Genomic DNA, 20,820 nt, shown 5'->3' on the forward strand with positions numbered 1-20,820 from the left:
CAATATAAATACAAAAAAGAAGGTGACTCTAAACAAGTTAAGATAAAGGATAGAGCGAGTATTTCTGAAAGACCTAGCAGTGCTAATAGAAAAAATCTTTATCACTTTGAAGGTGACACTATTGTTGGTAAAGACCATAAAAGTGCTATTGTAACAATGGTCGATAGAGCTAGCAGATTTACTATTTTAGCCAAGTCTATAGATAGAACAGCTAATTCAATCAATAGAATATTGTACAAAGTATCTAATGGTCATAAAATATTAACAGCTACATTTGATAATGGTAAAGAGTTTGCTAAACATAAGAAGCTAACTAGCAAGACTGGCATCAAAGTATTCTTTGCTGATCCATACAGTCCTTGGCAAAGAGGTACTAATGAAAACATGAATAGGTATATCAGACAATTTATACCTAAAGGTACTAACTTTAACAATATATCTCATCAATACATTAGAAAGTTACAGATAGACTTGAATAATAGACCTAAGAAATGTTTAAATTACTTGACACCTAATGAAGTACATTTTGGTATCTCTATAAACATTGAGAATACAATCTAGCTCTAAAGGAGATTAGAGAGATGAGTAGAGAACAGCAATTGATAGACTTGTTGTATAAAGAGGTTGTACCAGCTGAAGGATGTACAGAGCCTGTGGCTTTGGCATATTGTGCTGCAAAAATAAGAGATGTGTTAGGACATATACCTGATAGGATAGATGTTTTGCTTCTGGCAATATGATTAAAAATGTAAAAAGCGTAACTGTACCAAATAGTGGTGGAATGATTGGTATAGAGGCTTCTGTTGCGATGGGTACAATTGCTGGAAATGCAGCCAAAGAGCTTATGGTTATTTCTGGAGTAACTAAAGCAGAGCTTCCAAGAGTACAAGAGTATTTACAAAAAGATTGTATAAAAGTATTTAATGCATCCAAGCCTATAAAGCTATATATTCGTATAGAAGCGTATTATAAACAAGACAAGGTTATAGTTGAGTTTAAATATACACATACAAATATTACTCTAATCAAAAAGAATGATGAAATTATTTATGAAGTTGATGATGCAGATAATAAGAGCAATCTTGTTGATGAAATAATCTCTAAATTCTCGATTAAAGAGATTTACAAAATTGCATCTCAGTTAGATACATCTAAAATTAGTGATATGTTAGATAAAATTGTTAAAGATAATTCTAATTCATCATGCTCGATTAAGATAGCAAACTCAGTATATACAGCGTTTAATGCTGCAATGCTTGGTAATACGGTAACTCCACGTGACGGTATTGTTGGTGATGATGTTGAAGACACAATCAAAAATATTGCAATCTTAGCTACCGGTAAAGGAATGAATGAAACAGATGATGCTATTTTGGGAGTAATGACAGGAAGATTGGCAGAAATTTGTAAATAAAATTTTTATCAGTTTTATTCAATTTCAGCTTTATCACCATGATTTTCAAGCCAATCACGACGGTCTTTGGCTCTTTTTTTCGCTAAAAGCATATCTAAAATTTCAGCATCATCATAAGTATTAGAGATTGTAAGCTGTAAAAGTCTTCTAGATGATACATCCATAGCTGATTCACGTAATTGGATAGGATTCATCTCGCCAAGACCCTTGAAGCGCATGATATTTATCTTACCTGTTAGCTTGGCATTCTCAGCTAAAATCTTTTCTTTCTCATTTTCATCAAGAGCATAAAAAGTATTCTTACCTATGTCAATTCTAAATAGCGGCGGTTGAGCAATATAAATATGCCCATATTCTATAAGTTTTCTGAAATGTTTGAGAAACATGGCGCATAAAAGAGTTGCAATATGTAGACCGTCTGAGTCAGCATCAGCAAGGATACAAATCTTGTTGTATCTTAAGCCAGAAATATCATCACTATCTGGATCAACGCCAATTGCTGTAGCGATGTTATGAACTTCTTGAGAGTTCATAATAGTATCTGCATCAAGCTCCCAACTATTTAGGATTTTACCTTTAAGAGGTAAGACAGCTTGAAAGTTTTTATCACGTGCTTGTTTAGCGGAGCCTCCAGCAGAGTCACCTTCTACTATAAAAAGTTCAGTCGAGTTTACATCAGAGCTGATACAATCTGTAAGCTTACCAGGCAAGCGAATCGAAGTATTCATAATACGCTTACGAGTAGTTTTTTTATCAGCGTTAATTCTTTTTTGGGCAACGCTATTAATATTTTCGATGATTTGACGAGCTTCTTCAGGATTTTGATTGAGCCATATTGTTAGCAAATCTTTGACAGCTGTAGTTACAAATGAAGTCACATCTTTATTGGAGAGTTTTTCCTTTGTCTGGCCTGCAAACTGAGGATTTGTTATCTTTACGGATATTATGTAATTTAACTTAGCAAATGAGTCATTTGCTGTAATTTTGACATTCTTTATTCCAAGAGAATTTTTTTCAATATAGGTTTTAATAGCTTCATAAACACCATTTTTAAGACCTGTAACATGTGTGCCATCTTGCGGTGTTGGAATTAGGTTAACATAACTGTTTTTGATACTTTCTAAAGGATCTTCACACCAACAAAATACAGCATCTAAATAAGAATCACCATTTGAAAAATTATCTATCATAAAAGGTTCAAGAGGAAGTGTTTCAGCTTCTAACTTATGGTCAAGGTAACCTTTTAACCCAGTTTCAAAATGCAAAGAGATTCTCTCTTTTTTTATTTCATTTGAGTATTTAATTGTAAGTGCTTTACAGAGTATTGCTTTAGCTTCTAAGAGATTCTTAAGAGCTTTGATATTAACTTTGATATCATCAAAATATTTTTTGTTAGGCCAAAATCTAATTTTAGTGCCAGTATTTTTTTTACCAACGCTATCAATAATCTCTAAATCTTTAGTTTTTAGACCATCTTCAAAAGTTATTTGATAAACATTACCATCACGTTTGATTTCTGCTTCAAGTTTGCTTGATAATGCATTGACAACAGAAACACCAACTCCATGAAGACCACCAGAGTGAGTATAGTTTTTGTTGCTGAACTTACCACCTGAATGTAGTTTAGTCATAATAAGCTCGATACCGGACATTTTGTGTTCTGGATGAATATCTACAGGCATACCACGACCATCATCAGCTACTTCGATACTATTATCATCATATAAGGTGATATTTATTTTACTAGCGTATCCAGCTAAAACTTCGTCAACACTATTATCAACAATCTCTTGTATAAGATGGTTTGGGTTTTCGGTATTAGTGTACATACCTGGTCTTTTCTTTACAGGATCTAAACCGGTAAGAACTTCGATAGATTTAGCATTATAGTTTTGCATTTATAAATTTTTAGATATTTGAAATATATTATTTAAAGTAGATTCTATCATATAATTATTTTAATTCGTAAACCTAAGGCATAAAGGTCTTGGATATTTACTTTTTGAGGAAATAGCAGCTGTAAGGAAAAAATATTATTAGTCCAATAAGTGGCAGCAGTACAAATGCAAAAGCTAAAGTAAATTCACTACCGAAATCAATTTGACTAATTACAGCAGTAGTTATTGAAGCAATTCCCATCTGCATAAAACCCATAACTGAAGATGCTGCTCCAGCAGTAGTAGTAAAGTTCTCTAGTGCTATTGGTGTTAATAAGGGCACACTAAATGATACACCTATAAATGTTAGAGAAAGAACACCAGTTAAAGCTATAGATAGAGTTAATCCTGTTAATTTATGGAATGCATAAATAAAGAGCAATCCTGATATTAAAGTACAAAACATACCAAAATTAACTAGATGCTTGTAGGCTATTATACGACTTAGCTTTGAGCATATAATTGATCCTAATACTACAGCAGTAACCATAATTGTAAGTAGATATAAGAAATTAGCTTTTTCAAGCTTTAAAATATTTATAAAAATATCAGGAGCTGTAACTAAACAGGCGTATATCACACTAATATTTATTCCTAATACAAAGGTTGCAAAGAAGAATTGATGATCTTTGAAAAGGGAAAAATAATTTTTAAAGAAGGATCTTAGGGTTAGAGCATCTATATTTTTTTCTTTTACTGTTTCTGGAAAAAAAACAGTTACTTGAACAAATAAAAATGTAGCAGCGACTAATAATATCCAGAATATCAGGTTAGGACTAAGGAAAACACCTAAAATAGCACCAAATGCAGGGGCTAAAGCAAAAGCAATATTCATAATAGCAAATATTGCACCTTGCTCACTAACTTTAAAAGCATCTTTGACGGCAACTGTTGCTATTACACCGCCAGCAGCTGCACCAAATCCCTGAAGTAGTCTTGCATAGATTAGAGTGTCAATATTTGTGCTGAGTAGACATATTATTGAACTAATGATAAAAAAGCCTGAACCTACTAACATTACAGACTTACGTCCAAACCTATCTGAAAAAGGACCGTATAAAAGCTGGCTAACTGAATAACCAAGTAGGTAAGATGTTATAGTTAGTTGTACATGAGGATAGTCTGTGCCTAAAATAGTTTTGATTTCTGGTAAAGCAGGAGCATAAATAGTGTCACCAAAAGGTCCCAAAGAGACCATTAGAACCAAAATGAAAATCGATGGACGTATACCTTTATACATTAGTCAGAACCACTCTTACTGAAGTCACCAACTATTATGGTGGCAGTTTTACCTTTTGGTATGGGGGGTGTGTTATTTGATGTCACAACACTCTCAGCTATCGAAGAGTCAGAGTTTTGTGCTTCTGAATTTGTACTGTTGCTTGAACTTGGTAAATTTTGATTAGTTGAGTTCGATATATCTGTATTATTAGCTTCTGCTACAGCAGCTGTAGTTGTCGCTACTGAGCTAGTATTGTTTTTAGACTTGTCAGAGTCAACTTCTTTGCCAGATAGATCTTTTGGTGTATTTTCCATAGGAGCCGATTTTGGTTGTTCTAGAGGATAAATAACTTTAACGTTTTGACCTCGGTCTACTTTATAGTCGCCTAGTATATTTTCATAAATAACTCTATCACTATGAGCATCAACTAAATATGTAGTACCACTATCAGCTTCTACAAGTATACCTTTTTCAGTTGGAACTAATTGTCCTGAAATTCCATAGTCAAAAAAGTCGCTTCTAGGAGTAAGTTTATATCTACCTAAGTAATCTCCATTCAGCGAGTTGAAAAAGTGTAAATAACCTTGATAATCAGCGACTACAATCAATCCTTTATAATATATAGGAGCAGTTATTTTGCGCCACTCTAGTATATTTTGTGTCCACACCGTATCTCCAGTTTGGATATCGTATGCTTTAAGCTCACTATTAGCTTGTACTGTGAAAATCACACCATTATTAATAGCCATATTATTAATTATAGATGTTTTTTTTGCCCAAAGCATTTTTCCGGTATCTCTATCTAGAGCAACAATAGCACCTTGATAGGCAGCAAATATAAGATAGTTACCATATAACATTGGATTTGATGTGATATCTACCATCTTATAAGCAGGTGAAGAACCATGGGCAATAGCAATTGGTAAGTTGATAGTTCTATCACCATTGTCTAGAGTAAAGCCTAGTACTGTACCAAAAGCAGACCCTACCATCACAGTGTCATTAAGTATAATAGGAGATGAGTCACTTGGTAGCGTTATCTCAGGAATATTGTTTGTTACATTCCATACTTTTGCGCCGTTGGTGGCATCAAAAGAAGTCACAGAACCATCGTGAGTATGAGTATATAAATGGTTGCTATATATTGTTGGTTGAGAAAAGATACTACTTGGAGCATCTGTCCTCCACAGTATTTGACCATCTTTTTGATCGACAGCTGTTAGAGTTCCTTTTATAGAACCAAATATTACCGCGTTAGCAATAGTGCTTGGTTGAGATGATAGAATGGTGCCAGTATCATGTTTCCAAATTATTTTACCATTTGTAATTGCTAAACCATAAGCCATACCATTTTGATTAGGAACAAATACCATATCATTAGCATATGCAGGCGAGACATTATAAATTGGTAAACCGCCATTACCATTACCCGTAGATCTGCTCCATTTGACTTTCACCTTAGCCTCCTTAGGAGGTTTTTCAGCTAATGGTGTGGGTGGTGGGACATTACTCTCAGAACAACTAGCGACTAATAATGATAGTAGCAAAGGAGTTGTTAATAAAAATAATTTTTTCATGATTATTTAGTGTTATTTATAAGTTGGGTAATTATTTGTTTGAATTCAGCTGAGCTGTTAGGATCTTGTAGAGCTTTATTCCAAGCATCTAATGCTTTATCCTTATCTTTTTTCTCACTATAAGCTTCGCCTAATAGCATTAGTGGATATGCATTGCTATTTAGAGAGCTAATGCTTTGAAGAGTAGAGATAGCTTTATCAGGGTTGTTACTTGATATGTAAAGCTTAGTAAGCCTAACTTTTGTAATGTCTGTTAAGCTATTACTAGGATTGCTTTGGACACTCTGTTGCAATACGTCAATAGCTTTAGGTAGGTTGGATAAATTAACATTAAAACTCTTAGTATCTAAATCAGTAGGAGCCATATATAAATCAGCTAATTGCCAACTAGCAAATATGCCAAAGCTAGTATCAGGGTAGTTTTTTGTAACTTCTTCAAATTTAGCTATTTTGACACTTGTAGGAGATTTCGGGTTTTCATTTGCAATTAGCGCTCTTTGATACATGTCAGATGCTTCAAACATGCGTTTTTCATTACCAGAGTTATAAAACTGTAAAATTATAGTACAAATGATGGCTACAATTATTATGCCCACTATTGTGTATAGAGCTTGGCTTTGTTTTTTTGATAAATTTTTCATAGTTATTGATGTCTACAAATTAAATTTGTTTATAGCAAACTTACAGCATCTTAACATAAAAGTCCTCAACGTTCTAAGTTTATTAATCAGATTAGAATGTAATGTCTTGGTTTTTTATGTTAAAATATGATTTTGTTTTTCTAAGTTAATTAGTAATTATTTACATTTAAAAATTATTTGAATATGGCATTAATATCTTTAGCAATTGATTATAAAAAATCCCCAATAGAGGTTCGTAGCGAGTTTGCGCTTTCAGGCCTTGATGTATCAATGTTATATAAATCAATACTAGCTATAGATGATGTTATTCATGCTATAATTTTATCAACATGTAATCGTACTGAAGTATATCTTGAAATAGCAGATTTAAGAGTTGTCGATGATATTTTAGCTTGGTGGCAAAGCTATGTTAGGAATCCTGATTTTAAAATAAGAGATTACTTTAAATTACGTCAAGGTACAGAAGTAATCATGCATTTGATGAAATTAGCTTGTGGTCTAGAATCGATGGTTTTAGGAGAACCACAGATATTAGGACAAGTTAAAGACTCATACACTCTTAGTAAAAAAAATCACGCTATTGGTAAAGAATTAGATAGAGTTTTTCAGAAAGTTTTTGCAACAGCTAAAAAAGTTCGTAGTGAAACTAGAATCGGTCACTGTCCAGTATCAGTAGCATTTTCAGCAATTACTTTGGCCAAAAAGCAGTTGGACAATATTTCTACTAAAAATGTGCTTATAATCGGTGCTGGTCAAACAGGGGAGCTTTTATTTCGCCATGTGACAGCTCTTAATCCTAAACATATTATGTTAGCTAATAGAACAATAGAAAAAGCTGAAAAAATCACATCTACCTTTGATAATGCTAGTGCATATTACTTGGCAGATCTGCCTAAATTAATTAAAAAATCAGATATTATAATCGCTGCAGTTAATGTTACTGAGTATATAGTCAAATGTGATGATGTAGGAGAAAAACCAAGAGTTTTTATTGATATCTCTATACCACAAGCATTAGATCCTAAACTAGGAGATTTAGAACAGAATGCATATTATTGTGTTGATGACATTAATACAGTTATAGAAGGTAATAAGGATAAAAGGAAACATGAGAGCTCAAGAGCTCAAAAAATTATTGTAAAATCACTAGAAGATTATCTAGAAAAAGAAAAAGCAATTATTTCAAATAGTGCTATTAAGGAGCTATTTCAAAAAGCGGATGGCTTAGTGGATTTATCATTAGAAAAAAGCTTAGCGAAAATAAGAAATGGTAAAGATCCTGAAGAAGTGCTTAAGAGATTTGCTTATGAGATTAAAAAGAAAGTATTACACTATCCTGTGGTCGGTATGAAAGAGGCTTCTAAGCAGGGTAGAAGTGATTGTTTAGTATGTATGAAACGAATGTTTGGTTTAAATGTGGAAAAATAAATGAAAGATTCTATTAAGACAAAACTGCAAAGTTTGATAGAAAGACATGAAGAAGTTAGCGCATTGTTAGGTGAAGCTAATGTTATTTCTGATCAGAATAAGTTTAGAGATTTATCAAAAGAATATTCTCATCTTGAGCCTATTGTTAAGGCATTTAAAGAATATACACAAGCTCTTGAAGATAAAGAAGCAGCCTATGAAATGCTCAATGAGAAAGATGCAGAGCTAGTTGAAATGGCAAAAGAAGAATTAAAATCAGCTAATGAGTCAATTGAGAGACTTGAAGATGAGTTGCAGATACTTCTTCTACCGCGTGATCCTAATGATGATGCTAACATTTTCTTAGAGATTCGTGCTGGAACTGGTGGTGATGAAGCATCAATATTCTCTGGTGATTTGTTTAAGATGTATTCAAAATACGCTGAGCAGAGAGGCTGGAAAATTGAAGTGGTTTCAGCTAGTGAAGGTGAGCATGGTGGTTACAAGGAAATTATCTCAAGAATATATGGCGATGGCGTATATTCACAACTAAAATTTGAATCAGGTGCTCATAGAGTACAGAGAGTTCCTGCTACAGAGTCACAAGGTAGAATTCATACTTCAGCATGTACTGTTGCAGTTATGCCTGAAGCAGATGAAGTTGAGGGAATTGATATTAATCCAGCTGATATCAAAGTAGATACTTTTAGAGCATCAGGTGCTGGAGGGCAGCACGTCAACAAGACTGACTCAGCGATTAGAATTACACATATTCCAACAGGTGTTGTTGTCGAATGTCAAGACCAAAGATCACAGCATAAAAACCGTGCAGCTGCTATGTCAATGCTTAAATCAAGACTTTTACAAGCAGAGATTGATAAGCAACAAAAAGAGCAATCTGATACACGTAAGAGTTTGGTTGGTAGTGGTGATAGATCTGAGAGAATTAGAACATATAACTATCATCAAGGTAGAGTTACTGACCATCGTATTAACTTAACTCTTTATAAACTTGATGAGGTTATGGAAGGAAGTCTAGATAGTATCATCCAGCCACTAATCTTAGAGCATCAAGCTGATCTTCTAGCAACTATGTCAGATGAGTAATATCTCAATATCTCAGTTATTAGCGTCAAGTGCAGTTAAGTTTAATCAACCTGATGTTTCAATAAAACATGATCTGCAAATGATTATTTGCGATGTTTTGGGTGTTGATAAGACTTATCTTTATCTAAATTCTGATAAGCAGTTAGATAATGCCATACTTACAAAAATAAATGGGAAAATTTTACGTCTTTTAGCAGGTGAGCCATTAGCTTATATTCTTGGCTATAAATATTTTTGGAATCAAAAGCTATATGTAACTAAAGATACTATTATACCCCGAGCAGATACTGAAGTTATAGTTGCTGCAGTGTTAGATGATATACAAGATAAGAATGCTCAACTAAAAACATTAGATCTTGGTACGGGCTCTGGCGCGATTGCTTTAGCTTTAGCTGAGGAGCTCCCTAAGAGTCAAGTTGTAGCTGTTGATTTATACTCTAAGGTACTAGATATTGCTAAAAAAAATGCTCAAGCAAATAATATTGCTAATGTTGAATTTATGCAAAGTAGTTGGTATGAAAATTTAGATGAGACTAAGTTTGACATCATAGTATCAAATCCACCATATATAGATATTGACGATGCTAATGTTGATGATAGTGTTAGGGAATATGAACCATCAAGAGCATTATTTGCTACAGATAATGGCTTAGCAGATATTAGAATAATCATATCCCAGGCAAGTGATTTTCTAAAACAAGGAGGATATTTGTATATAGAACATGGCTTCACCCAAGCGAATGATCTAGCAAGTATATTTTCTCAGCATGGTTTCTGTGATATTCAAACTATTAAAGACTTAAATCATAAAGATAGGTGTACAAAAGCTAGACTTGGTAGTTATTTGTGATAAGGGTGGCCTTCTAATATTGTATAAGCTCTATATAACTGTTCAGCAATAATGATACGTACTAAAGGATGAGGAAAAGTCATTTTTGATATGGATATTTTTTCTTTGGCAATATTTTTGATACTTTGATCTATACCATCTGGACCACCAATTAAAATCACAACATTTGGATTGTTAAATTTCCAATTTTGCATTTTTTCAGCTAGTTCTTCTGTTGAAATTATTTTAAAGTTAACATCAAGAATTACTAAGTGATCAGAATCACTAAGTTTAGTAAGGATAGTTTTAGCTTCTTGTTCTATCCAAAGTTTGGGATTACCAGTTTTAGTTCGTTTAGCTATTGGTAATTCGATCAGTTCAAGCGGGATTGATTTACTTAGGCGCTTTTTGTACTCATCATAACCTTCGCTAACCCATTTTGGTGGTTTTTCTCCTAAAGAGAGTATTCTAATTTTCATAAACTATCTCGTAAAGCACATAAGATTTTCATTTGAAAGTTCTGGATTATATTTATAGTCAGCTATATTGAAATTTTTAATATCACTGATATTTTCTATTCTATTTTCAAGAATGTGCCTTGTCATTAAGCCACGTGCTTTTTTAGCATGAATCCCTATAGTCTTATATGTACCGTTTTTATTTTCCTTAAAATCAATATCTAGCCATTTTGCATCTAAAGATTTTTTATCTATTGCTTGGGAATATTCATTAGAAGCAAGATTTATCAAAATTTTATTTTGTTGCTGGCTGAAGTATTCATTTAATTGAGCTGTAACCTTATCTTGCCAGTACTTATATAGAATTTCTCCATCAATTTTAATTTTTGTACCCATTTCTAATCTATAAGCTTGCATTAAATCAAGAGGGCGTATCAGTCCGTATAGTCCAGATAACATCAAAAGATGATTTTGAGCATATTCGATAGTTTCTTTATCTAATGTATCTGCCTCAAGACCTTTGTAAACGTCTCCACTAAATGTGAAAATAGCAGCTTTTGAATTTAACTCGCTATAACTCTTAGGGTTAAAGTTATTATGTTTAGTAAATACTTCTTCAGCTAGTTTAGGACTAATTTTCATTAGCTTTTCAATCTCATCAACCTCATAGTGTTTAAGGGTATTTATAAGCTTGGTTATTTGATCTTTGAATATTGGTTGTGTAAATTGATACTTTGCTGTTGAGGTTTCAAAATTTTGACTTTTAGCAGGCGATATAACTATTATCATGATATTTGTCGAATTTAATTATTTTTGATAATAATACCAATTTATCTTAGATAATGGAATTTGCTTTGTTAGCTTGTAATTTTAGGATATATCTAGTAACATACCTAACGCTGACTTGGTTTCCTCGCAATGATAGATTGTGAACCCCGCCAGGTCCGGAAGGAAGCAACGGTAACTTTTGATTCATGTGCCGTGTCAAGGCTAAGTCAGCACTTTTTAGAAAAAGTCAGTATTTTTGATCAGATAATTATATATAATGTTTTTACTGTATGAATTGTTTAAACTTTATAAATGCTTAGTACAAAATCAAATATAAAATATCAGGTATTTGTTTACCTTTTGATATTTACTTATTTTTTAATTATAAATTTGTGTCAACCTTTGATGATGGATGATCTTTGGCGATCAGATGTAAATGCTCTTCATGATGGAACTGTATGGTTTCATATTAGAAGTGACTATTTCTATTGGACTGGTAGAGTTTCGGCACAATTACCAGTTTATATTCTTTTTAATAAAAGTTACCCTTCTTTGATTTATGTTGTAGATATGCTAAATGCACTTGCACTAACAGTGTTGGTTGTTTACCTATATAAATTAATATTTAGAGATCAAGTTAGTATTATATCTAGAAAATTCATTATATATGCTTGTCTATTTATGGGTTACTTCATAGAGAATACTTTTTTAGGTAATGCAATGTTGAAGACCATAGGCATTCAGTATCTTTGGGGCATTAGCTTGCTTGTGTGGGGTTTTTATTTTCTTTTCGTAAAGAACAAGCACTCAAAAGTATTAAGTATTATTTTGGGTATTTTTCTTGGTTTATATAATGAAGCATTTTTCATGGTAATTTTTACCATTTGCTTTTACTATATAATTCATCAAATTGTCAAAAAAGATAAACTAAATAAAAATACTTTATATTTTGTTATACCATTTATAATTGCGGGTATTGTGATGATGATAGCACCTGGAAATTTTGCCAGAACTAGTGGTATGCTTGCTGGGCAATCTCTTTTAGGGTATATATTTCATAATTTATTTGATATAACTATGAAGTTTTTTTCAAGATTTGAACTTTCACTACCATTTATTCTTTCTATATTTATGGTTTTTGCTTTTGAAAAGGATATAAAAACTAAGGTTCTTATAATTTTATGCTTAGTATCGATTTCTCTAACAACATTTCTTATTATGTTTGGTTTAGAAATACGAGTTGAAATGCTATACATGCTTATATATTTTTATATCATATGCAAATACTTATTTCGTTCAGGTTTTTCATATTTATTTAATAAGTTATATTTATTTTTTGTTGTCGCTTTATTATTTTTTGTAGTTAAGTTTTTTTATGCTTATCTTCAATTAGGTTATTACAATCATCTTAGAATGGTTGATGTAAGGCATTATCAACAGATGCATGAGAAAAATATACTTTTACCAAGTTTTCATCTGATGAGACACGCGGGTGTAGTTTATTCTGAGCTTATGGAATATTCAGATGATCCAGAATATGTTAAAAGTCAAGGCTGGAACAATGAGCAGTTTGCACAATATTATGGCTTTGATAGTGTCTTTACAAAATAGGATATGTCAAAAAAATTATTGATCTAAATCTGTTATGTTAATAGTATAGTTGTAGTGATAGTTGTGAATAGTTATTTTTTTATTATTATCACTGTATTTTATTGTTAGAATTTTTTTGCCGTCTTTGGAAGTTAAAATCCTTTCATTTGCTTTTTCTGATACGCTAATGCTTGTATTAGCAAACATCTCTTTGACAATATTGACAGGGGCCTGGCTTATAATAAACTCTGTGAGGCTTTGTTTAACACCAATATTTTGGTTTGGCATTGGCAGGCTACTACTTTGGATATCTTTGCCATTATAATCAAGTTTAAATAAAGAACCTCCCCAAGCTGATAACGCTACCATTATGATATGTTTTGAGTTAGCTTCAATAATCATATTTGTTGTTAGATTTTTTTGTTTGCCATCTTTATCATAATAAGTAGCAGAGACTATTTGCGATATTGTTTTATCAATACCTAGTTGTTGTGGCTGGGGTAGTGTTACAGTTGTATCTGGTGTTATAGCTACTGTTACATCGATTTGCTGTTTTGTTTGCAACAATGAGCAACCGCTTAAAAAGATAAATATAAAAAAAGTTGAAAGAATTTTATTTTTCATAACCTTGTACCTTAATTGCTATAGGGGCTAATAAAAATGCTACCGAAATACCTATTAATACAGTTAGACCAAAATATTCAATAGCTGGAGTATTACTTAATGCCAAAAGTCCAAATGATAGGATAGTAGTAATAGCTGATAGTGCTAATGCTAGCATAGTACTATTGAATCTATTATGACTCTCAGCTAAGAATAAAACATAATCCATACTTATTCCTAAGACAAGTATTATCGCAAGGATGCTAAATAATGTCAGAGGAATATTGAGTAATCCAAGAAATGCTATAGATGTGAAACATGATAATAATGGTACTACAATATAGACTATAGATTTTCTAAAAGAATATCTAACAGTTAATCCTAACCATAGTAAGACAAACACAATCGCCATTATGTAGGAAATTATATTACGATAATGACCAAAAATATCACTTATCTGACTTACCTTATCAACAATATAAACGTCATCGATAGAGTTAAGCAAGCTTTGTAGTTTGGTAATATCAATATTTTTTGAAAGTGCTATTGCCACAGCTTTATAGTCATTTGGCTGGTCTCCTAACCACAAAAATCTCATCTGTGCTGAAACTGGCTTATCTAGCCACGCAGATAGCTCTAAAGCATCAAATTTTGTAGTTTTGATTTTATCTATCACTCTTACTTCTTGATCATCTGAGAAACCTATTTGTTTAAGGTACTCTTGTGGATATTTGGTATTAATAAAGTTTTGTATAAGATTATAGTTTTGTTGCTGCTGCTCTAAGCTTGATACATAGTCACTTATGCTAATTAGTGGATTTTTAATATTAGCAAAGTTGTTACGAATAATGCTAGTTACATGATTAGCTTTTGACAGAAGTATATTATCATCTTTAGCTAATACGATAATATAGCTAAGACCTATATCACTACCAATTATGCTTTTAAGCTGTTGTTCTTCATCTCGGAGCTCTTTAGGTGTTGATTGTAATATATGAATATCATCATTAGGCTTTATTTTATATATTCCTGCAATGATTATTATCACTAGAGCTATTAAGATAATAATAATTTTTTTTGTGCAAATATTTTTCCACAGATTTAGATATTTATCCGTAAGCCTTAACAGAGGAATACTTTTATGGCTTTTTGATTTGATATTGATAATATATGGGAAAAAACACATCACTGTTAGGTATGACACAGCTAAGCCAACGATACCAAAAACTGCTAGTTGATGTAGTCCAGGAAAAGGTGCGATTGCTATAACTAAAAAAGCTATAATAACATTTAAAAGCCCTAATGTTATGCCTTTGAAAATACGATTTAATCCTGTTTTTGGAGTCCAATTAGCATCAGCTAAAAGCTTCTCAGAATAATAAAAGAAAGCATAGTCAACAGATATACCAATCAAACTTGCACCGAAAACTAGCGTAAATAAGAAAACGCTACCAAATATATAATGTGTAACAACAAATGCAGCAACAAATCCACAAAGGATTGAAAATAGTGTAAAAAAAAGAGGAATAATTGATCTAAATGTTAGAATTATCAAAATCAAGATGCCTATCATAGAGCCAATACCAATAGTATTTATCTCATGATGAGCATCTTCGGTTCCAGCATTTGCATAAAAGAGCATGCCAGTTTTTAGAACACTAATATCATTTGATTTAATTTGTGTGATAGCATTATTAATGCTTTTGATAATTTCAGTTTGAGTTGTTAATGAAAAGCTTTGTCCTTTAATTTCAGCTTTAATAAGAACGTAATAAGTATTATTTTTTTCAGCTATTAGAAAGCCATTTCTAAGCTTCAAGTTGGAGCTTGGTTTGGGTAAGTTTAAAAGATAGTTTTGATATGTAAAGAAAGGATCATTATTCAGTAAGTTACGATTAACTACTCCTGTTGGGTTATATATATTTGCCAGAGCATTTTGGTACAATCTTTGGTAGTTTTTATCAATTAATAGCTGTTGGTCTTTATCGCTAAGTAGTTGTAGCCTGTATGGAAAATAGAATTTTGCCCAAGATAATTGCTGGTCTTGGTTTATTCCTGTATTTACTGCTGTGAAATTATTACTTTGTTCTAGTAAATGATTAAACTTTGCTGCAGCATTTGTAGCTTTAGTTTGATCTTTAGAACTTATTAAAAATACAATATCATTACTTATACGGTCAGAAAACTTATTTGATGCTGAGGTAAGTTCAGGTGATGTCTCTTGGTTTGGTAACAAAGCTAGAATGTTTGTATTTAAGTTTAGTCCTTTTGTAATAATAGTTATAAATAGGATTGTGCTACTTAGAACAATTACACTCCAAATAATAAGACGGATAAGAGATTTATTGATCATAATATTTAGTTTGTTGTGATATCAAAAAGTTGTATTTTGATTATATTGTCTTGGGTATCAGCAACTTCAATATTTGTAATATATCTATTACCTTTTAGAGTTATCTCTTTTATAGCCTTATTCAGAGGGCTAGATTTTGGTGTGAGGGTGATAGTCCAGTTTTGTGTATTACCATCAAAATTGATATTAAAAAATTCTGATATGGTTTTTGTATCACCTTTAAATACAGACATAAAGACACTTGTGAATGTGAAAACTACAGGTTGGTCTTCGCGTGTTAAAACAGTAGGAGAATTATCCATAATAGTTTGTGTAAGCTTATTTTTAGACATTTGCATTGTGGTTTTGATTGGTGATTGCTGTTGCCATAACAGAGATCCATCATTAGTTAGTTTAAATGTTCCTGAAGATTTTAAACTTGAATTTAAACCTGCAATTTGTCTGATTTGTATAAATTTACCCGAGATATTAGTATCTTTGGTCAATTGCTTTTCAACCGCTTGGAATTCTGAATTATTAGTAAGATCTGAAGCATATAAGGGAGCCGCAATAGTTAAAAAAATGCTAATAAAAGTAAATAGTTTCTTCATTTTTTAATAATCTCTTTTATTTTTTGTTGCCACTGATGAGGTGTTACGAAACAAGTTTCTTTTTTGTTAATATCCACAGCAAGCTGTGTAGTATAACCTTGACATAACTTTATTTTAGTTAAGCTATCTAAATAGTATAGTTTATTTTTAATCGGTTCTCGAACTCTATTAGATCACAATAAATATCAATATCTTGTCCGAATCTTGCAGATTTAATAAATTTAGCTTTTATATCAATTATAGGCCAAGCGAAACCATCTTTCTTCATAGCTATATAATCATAGCCAATTTCTTTGAGCATACTGCATCTAGCCATTTCAAAGTACTTGATATAATTACCATGCCAAACAATTTCGAGCATATCAACATCAAAAAATGGGATAGTCATTTTGTAAACATGTGTGAATAAACTATCTTTAAGCATTTATTTATTCTCCTTGATGCCAAAAATCAAAAAAATTAAACCATTGTTTTGGATATTTTTTACAATATGATTCAAGCATTTTGGCATATTTTTGTGCATAGCATAAAGTATGTAGGACATTTTAGAATGCTTGCTAATATAAATGCTCCTTGTGGGAAAAATGCCATATCATCTAAAAATGATAATCTAAGATTTCTCTCTGGTTTAGTTACAGAAGTTCTATCTGCAGGTATAACGATAAATTCACCATTAGCAATGCGCTCATATAACTCAATTGCCAAATCTGGAGTAACATCTTGTATACATATCATATTGATTGAGTATTTAGGATTAATCTTTGTCAAAAGTTTATTAAATGTAGGAGCTTGTTTGCTAAATACTAGAGCATTTATCTTCATACTACTATCAAAGTCTGCTAATGATCTTGCAACATCAAGATTACCAAGATGAGCTGTAAAAATAACACCACCTTTTTGTGATTTGATAGCTTGGTTCATGGTTTTGCGATCTTGTAGTGAGAAGTCTACATTATCTATAGTAATCTTATTACTCCAAACAGTTATTTTGTCTATAACCATCTCACCAAATGCTAAAAAATGTCTAAAGCTATAAAACCATAATTTTGAAGTTTTAATATTTTTATCGAGGTGTTTAATATATTTAAAAGAATAGTTACGTGCACTTTTGTACAATAAAAAATAATAGATCATAACTACTGACATGATTGAGTAGGTGAGTCTACGACCTAACAAACGAAATAAAATAAAAGTAGTTCTAAGCCCAAATAGACCACCGGCTTCTTTTATCTTAGTCCAATGTTTCACCTGATTTTTCTCCATAATAGTATTGGTGATCTAATAATCATACCAGTAACTAATTTTGTATGAGTCCAAGATATTCTGACGTTATCTCGAAACATTCTGAAATTGGAGTAACCATCTTGAGGATAAATTACTTTGGTATTTATATAGACTATATGAAGACCTAACCAGTACATTCTCACGATTACATCTATATCGAAATCCATCTTCACTGAGAAAGTTCTTTTCTGCATAAGCTTTGTATAAGCCTCTAGTGGATAGATACGAAAACCGCACATTGATTCTTTGAGATCAAACGACAGAGTTTCTATTGCTACCCAAAAATTTGTAATTTTTCTACCATGAAGTCTACTTTTGGGAATACTATCATCATAGATGGGCATACCAGATATTAGTGCCTGAGGGTTTTGCTGCATTGCTTGTATAAATTTAGGGATATCGGTCGAATCATGCTGACCGTCAGCATCTATTTGAAGCATATGTGTATAACCTATTTTAAAAGCTAAATTGGCACCATGACTTACAGCAACACCTTTACCTTGATTTTTATCAAGTGATTCTGTCAAAACAATATTATTAAATTCACCAGCAACTTCTCTCATGATTTGTTTAGTGTTATCTTGGCTACCATCATTTATAAGTATGATAGGTAAGTCATATCTAGCGATATTTTTGATGGTGTTACGTAGTTGCTTTCCATGGTTATAGATTGGTACTACAATACATAAATTACAATCACTACTACTCATATTTTATTTTACCCTGAGATGCTACTTGATTATTGACAGAAATTTCAAAAGTAATTGTATTGTTGTTATTTATGATTTTTATTTCTATATCATCATTAGGTAATATAACTTTTTTGAATTTTAATTGTGGAATATTACCAAAATAGAGTTTATTAATACCGAATATCTGGCTTGCCAAATTTATGACAAAATCAACTTGAGCAATACCCGGTAAAATGGCCTGCTCTTGAAAGTGACCTTTAAAAAAATCACACTCGTGGAGTACTTGCGCCGATACTAAAACACAGCAATCATCAATATTTTGTATATTATTTATCTTAAGATGTTTGTTCATAGTTTATTTCGCCATAAATTTTAAATAAAGTCTCCTTAATAAGTTTAAATCTTATCAAACTTATAAGCTCTAACCTATTTAATTATCATCTAATAATTCAACTAATCGTTCTAGAGTTCTTTTTCCTTGAGAGTTAGTTGCTATTTCAGTTACAAAGCGCCATTGTTTAGGTATAACTACATTTGAGTAATAGTTTAATAGATAGCTCTTTATTTGTTTAATTAAATTTTGTTTACCAAAATTTTGTAATAAGTCTTGTCCAGCTTGATTTAGACATATTATTGCTGCTATATATTCACGATAGCTTTGACGCTTGATACATACACAATCTTGTATTAAGTCATAATCAATTAATATATTTTGCATTTGTGATATTGATAAACGATTACCAGCAATTTTGACAATCTTATCGACTCTACCTTTTAGTTCAAATTTATCGTTGTATAATGCAACGATATCTGACATTAGTTGTTTTTTTGCTTAAAAAAGGGAGATCTAACAACTAGTTGATCAGACTCTGTAGTAATACAAACATTATCAAAAGGCTTCCATAGTCTATCAATTAACTGTTGCCTATACGCAATAACTCCAGTTTCACTACTGCCATAAGCTTCAAGAATAGGAATGTTGTAACTATTTTGAAATTTAATCGCGATATCGGTACTTAATGCGCTAGCTGATGAAATAAGCAAAGAGTTAGTGATAGGTGTTGTAATATTGCCTTCAAGGTGAGAAATTATTACGGGAGTGGTTATCAAAATATTGTTATCTTGAAGTAGCTTTTTGTGGATAAGTTCGGGTACAAATAGCCTTTCTGTGTGGATGATTTTTTGGTATAGTAGTGGCCATACTATAGTCCAGCTAAAGCCATACAGGTGCTGATGTGATACTGTTGTAAGCACATTGATTTTTTTAAGACTAAAGCTTTGTATGACACTGTTGATCGCTGATGACTCTTGTTCAAGATTGTCTATAGTTTTGCTATAGCCTTTATATTCACCTGTAGATCCAGATGTGAAAAATATAGTTTCACAATCCTTTAATTGTATACTCATTGATGATTTTTGCTGATAAATCAAGATCATTATCAGTTATTAAAGAGTCGTAATGTGTTGCAAGTTTGATAATTGTGCCAGATTTGTTATTTGGTAGCATAATAGTAGTTTTACCTAAAAACTGACATGCTATCCATGTGCAACAAAAGAAGTAAATATCATCAATAGATAGTGCGACTTTGCTGTTATTATTTAGAATGATATCAAGATGATTTGCTAAAGTTTTTATATCATTCAAAAACTCTTTTGCAATGATATTATTTGAATCTTTGATAAATACAATTTCAGAAGGATTTTGTGCATAAAATTCTAGTATCGATTTAAGCGTGCTTTTCAAAATATCTCCTAACAACAATTCTAATTATAGTTTCACTAAGCATCATCAATCCTATAAGGATGTAACTGCTAGATTGTATTCTCAATGTTTATAGAGATACCAAAATGTACTTCATTAGGTGTCAAGTAATTTAAACATTTCTTAGGTCTATTATTCAAGTCTATCTGTAACTTTCTAATGTATTGATGAGATATATTGTTAAAGTTAGTACCTTTAGATATAAATTGTCTGATATACCTATTCATGTTTTCATTAGTACCTCTTTGCCAAGGACTGTATGGATCAGCAAAGAATACTTTGATGCCAGTCTTGCTAGTTAGCTTCTTATGTTTAGCAAACTCTTTACCATTATCAAATGTAGCTGTTAATATTTTATGACCATTAGATACTTTGTACAATATTCTATTGATTGAATTAGCTGTTCTATCTATAGACTTGGCTAAAATAGTAAATCTGCTAGGTCTTTCAGAAATACTCGCTCTATCCTTTATCTTAACTTGTTTAGAGTCACCTTCTTTTTTGTATTTATATTGTCTAGCTTTGAAAAATAATAAGTGTCTAAGCTTTAACTTGCTTATTAAGTTGTAAATTGCTTTGTGAGTTA

22 protein-coding genes, 1 other RNA gene and 1 pseudogene are annotated in these 20,820 nt (G+C 31.7%); 7 read left to right on the forward strand and 17 right to left on the reverse strand.

The window, feature by feature from the left end; genetic code table 11:
* Both F8C69_RS02850 and F8C69_RS02855 read left to right on the forward strand, forming a co-directional pair.
* A partial coding sequence (locus F8C69_RS02850) for an IS30 family transposase (protein ID WP_159183759.1) occupies window positions 1-561 on the forward strand: 561 nt, incomplete at its 5' end.
* Between the two features lie 20 nt (window positions 562-581).
* A pseudogene (locus F8C69_RS02855) lies at window positions 582-1,414 on the forward strand (L-serine ammonia-lyase, iron-sulfur-dependent, subunit alpha).
* A gap of 14 nt (window positions 1,415-1,428) precedes the next feature.
* Here the strand turns inward: F8C69_RS02855 and parE are convergent.
* From parE to F8C69_RS02875, 4 genes are all read right to left on the reverse strand, one after another.
* A complete protein-coding gene (parE, locus tag F8C69_RS02860) occupies window positions 1,429-3,312 on the reverse strand; it encodes a DNA topoisomerase IV subunit B (RefSeq protein ID WP_159184115.1) in 1,884 nt (627 codons plus the stop codon).
* Window positions 3,313-3,409: 97 nt separating this feature from the next.
* Window positions 3,410-4,591, reverse strand: a complete 1,182-nt coding sequence (locus F8C69_RS02865) for a multidrug effflux MFS transporter (protein ID WP_159184116.1) — start codon at window positions 4,589-4,591, stop codon at window positions 3,410-3,412.
* Window positions 4,591-6,150, reverse strand: coding sequence for an outer membrane protein assembly factor BamB (gene bamB / locus F8C69_RS02870; protein WP_159184117.1), 1,560 nt, complete (start codon window positions 6,148-6,150; stop codon window positions 4,591-4,593). The genes F8C69_RS02865 and bamB overlap by 1 nt, the downstream gene beginning before the upstream one ends.
* 2 nt (window positions 6,151-6,152) lie before the next feature.
* Window positions 6,153-6,791, reverse strand: coding sequence for a YfgM family protein (locus tag F8C69_RS02875; protein ID WP_159184118.1), 639 nt, complete (start codon window positions 6,789-6,791; stop codon window positions 6,153-6,155).
* A gap of 183 nt (window positions 6,792-6,974) precedes the next feature.
* On the opposite strand from F8C69_RS02875, the gene F8C69_RS02880 reads away from it, so the two are divergent.
* The 3 genes from F8C69_RS02880 to prmC are packed head-to-tail and all read left to right on the forward strand — an operon-like array spanning window position 6,975 to window position 10,155.
* On the forward strand, window positions 6,975-8,219 hold the full coding sequence (locus tag F8C69_RS02880; RefSeq protein ID WP_159184119.1) for a glutamyl-tRNA reductase: 1,245 nt from the start codon (window positions 6,975-6,977) through the stop codon (window positions 8,217-8,219).
* Window positions 8,220-9,305 carry a peptide chain release factor 1 gene (prfA, locus tag F8C69_RS02885; RefSeq protein WP_159184120.1) on the forward strand — a complete coding sequence of 362 codons (1,086 nt, stop codon included), beginning with the start codon at window positions 8,220-8,222 and terminating at the stop codon, window positions 9,303-9,305. It abuts the gene before it with no gap.
* The gene (gene prmC / locus F8C69_RS02890; protein WP_159184121.1) at window positions 9,298-10,155 is read left to right on the forward strand and encodes a peptide chain release factor N(5)-glutamine methyltransferase; all 858 of its coding nucleotides are present in this window, start codon (window positions 9,298-9,300) and stop codon (window positions 10,153-10,155) included. The genes prfA and prmC overlap by 8 nt, the downstream gene beginning before the upstream one ends.
* Here prmC and rlmH read toward each other — a convergent pair.
* Together rlmH and yaaA are read right to left on the reverse strand one after the other, a co-directional pair.
* Window positions 10,146-10,613 (reverse strand): 23S rRNA (pseudouridine(1915)-N(3))-methyltransferase RlmH, encoded by a 468-nt coding sequence (rlmH, locus tag F8C69_RS02895; protein ID WP_159184122.1) that lies wholly within the window; start codon window positions 10,611-10,613, stop codon window positions 10,146-10,148. The two genes, prmC and rlmH, sit on opposite strands and share 10 nt — an antisense overlap.
* Before the next feature lie 3 nt (window positions 10,614-10,616).
* Window positions 10,617-11,381, reverse strand: a complete 765-nt coding sequence (yaaA, locus tag F8C69_RS02900; protein WP_159184123.1) for a peroxide stress protein YaaA — start codon at window positions 11,379-11,381, stop codon at window positions 10,617-10,619.
* A 113-nt stretch (window positions 11,382-11,494) separates the two neighbouring features.
* Between yaaA and ffs the strand changes: the two genes are divergently transcribed.
* Together ffs and F8C69_RS02910 are read left to right on the forward strand one after the other, a co-directional pair.
* Window positions 11,495-11,591, forward strand: an RNA gene (gene ffs / locus F8C69_RS02905) — signal recognition particle sRNA small type.
* Window positions 11,592-11,672: 81 nt separating this feature from the next.
* A complete protein-coding gene (locus tag F8C69_RS02910; protein WP_159184124.1) occupies window positions 11,673-12,971 on the forward strand; it encodes a DUF6056 family protein in 1,299 nt (432 codons plus the stop codon).
* A gap of 15 nt (window positions 12,972-12,986) precedes the next feature.
* Here the strand turns inward: F8C69_RS02910 and F8C69_RS02915 are convergent, their stop codons facing one another.
* The 11 genes from F8C69_RS02915 to F8C69_RS02955 all read right to left on the reverse strand — a co-directional run.
* Window positions 12,987-13,574, reverse strand: a complete 588-nt coding sequence (locus tag F8C69_RS02915; RefSeq protein WP_159184125.1) for a DUF3261 domain-containing protein — start codon at window positions 13,572-13,574, stop codon at window positions 12,987-12,989.
* Complete coding sequence (locus tag F8C69_RS02920; protein WP_159184126.1) at window positions 13,564-15,906, reverse strand: MMPL family transporter; 2,343 nt, start codon at window positions 15,904-15,906, stop codon at window positions 13,564-13,566. Before F8C69_RS02920 ends, F8C69_RS02915 begins: the two co-directional genes overlap by 11 nt.
* A 5-nt stretch (window positions 15,907-15,911) precedes the next feature.
* Window positions 15,912-16,496 carry a LolA family protein gene (locus F8C69_RS02925; RefSeq protein ID WP_159184127.1) on the reverse strand — a complete coding sequence of 195 codons (585 nt, stop codon included), beginning with the start codon at window positions 16,494-16,496 and terminating at the stop codon, window positions 15,912-15,914.
* A 127-nt stretch (window positions 16,497-16,623) separates the two neighbouring features.
* Window positions 16,624-16,920 (reverse strand): acyl-CoA thioesterase, encoded by a 297-nt coding sequence (locus F8C69_RS02930; RefSeq protein WP_234384182.1) that lies wholly within the window; start codon window positions 16,918-16,920, stop codon window positions 16,624-16,626.
* A 71-nt stretch (window positions 16,921-16,991) separates the two neighbouring features.
* Window positions 16,992-17,744 (reverse strand): acyltransferase, encoded by a 753-nt coding sequence (locus tag F8C69_RS02935; protein WP_234384181.1) that lies wholly within the window; start codon window positions 17,742-17,744, stop codon window positions 16,992-16,994.
* Window positions 17,741-18,490 (reverse strand): glycosyltransferase family 2 protein, encoded by a 750-nt coding sequence (locus F8C69_RS02940; protein WP_159184128.1) that lies wholly within the window; start codon window positions 18,488-18,490, stop codon window positions 17,741-17,743. The genes F8C69_RS02935 and F8C69_RS02940 overlap by 4 nt, the downstream gene beginning before the upstream one ends.
* Window positions 18,483-18,824 carry an ApeI family dehydratase gene (locus tag F8C69_RS02945; RefSeq protein ID WP_159184129.1) on the reverse strand — a complete coding sequence of 114 codons (342 nt, stop codon included), beginning with the start codon at window positions 18,822-18,824 and terminating at the stop codon, window positions 18,483-18,485. Before F8C69_RS02945 ends, F8C69_RS02940 begins: the two co-directional genes overlap by 8 nt.
* Before the next feature lie 78 nt (window positions 18,825-18,902).
* Window positions 18,903-19,289, reverse strand: coding sequence for an acyl-CoA synthetase family protein (locus F8C69_RS10475; protein WP_234384180.1), 387 nt, complete (start codon window positions 19,287-19,289; stop codon window positions 18,903-18,905).
* A complete protein-coding gene (locus tag F8C69_RS10480; RefSeq protein ID WP_234384179.1) occupies window positions 19,289-19,879 on the reverse strand; it encodes an AMP-binding protein in 591 nt (196 codons plus the stop codon). Before F8C69_RS10480 ends, F8C69_RS10475 begins: the two co-directional genes overlap by 1 nt.
* Window positions 19,854-20,216 carry a hypothetical protein gene (locus F8C69_RS10485; RefSeq protein ID WP_234384178.1) on the reverse strand — a complete coding sequence of 121 codons (363 nt, stop codon included), beginning with the start codon at window positions 20,214-20,216 and terminating at the stop codon, window positions 19,854-19,856. The genes F8C69_RS10480 and F8C69_RS10485 overlap by 26 nt, the downstream gene beginning before the upstream one ends.
* A gap of 68 nt (window positions 20,217-20,284) precedes the next feature.
* Window positions 20,285-20,820, reverse strand: a 536-nt coding sequence (locus tag F8C69_RS02955; RefSeq protein WP_159184130.1) for an IS30 family transposase, incomplete at its 5' end; no start/stop codon positions are given.

It is taken from the genome of Francisella noatunensis subsp. noatunensis (genome assembly GCF_009823375.1).
Classification (GTDB): Bacteria; Pseudomonadota; Gammaproteobacteria; order Francisellales; family Francisellaceae; genus Francisella; species Francisella noatunensis.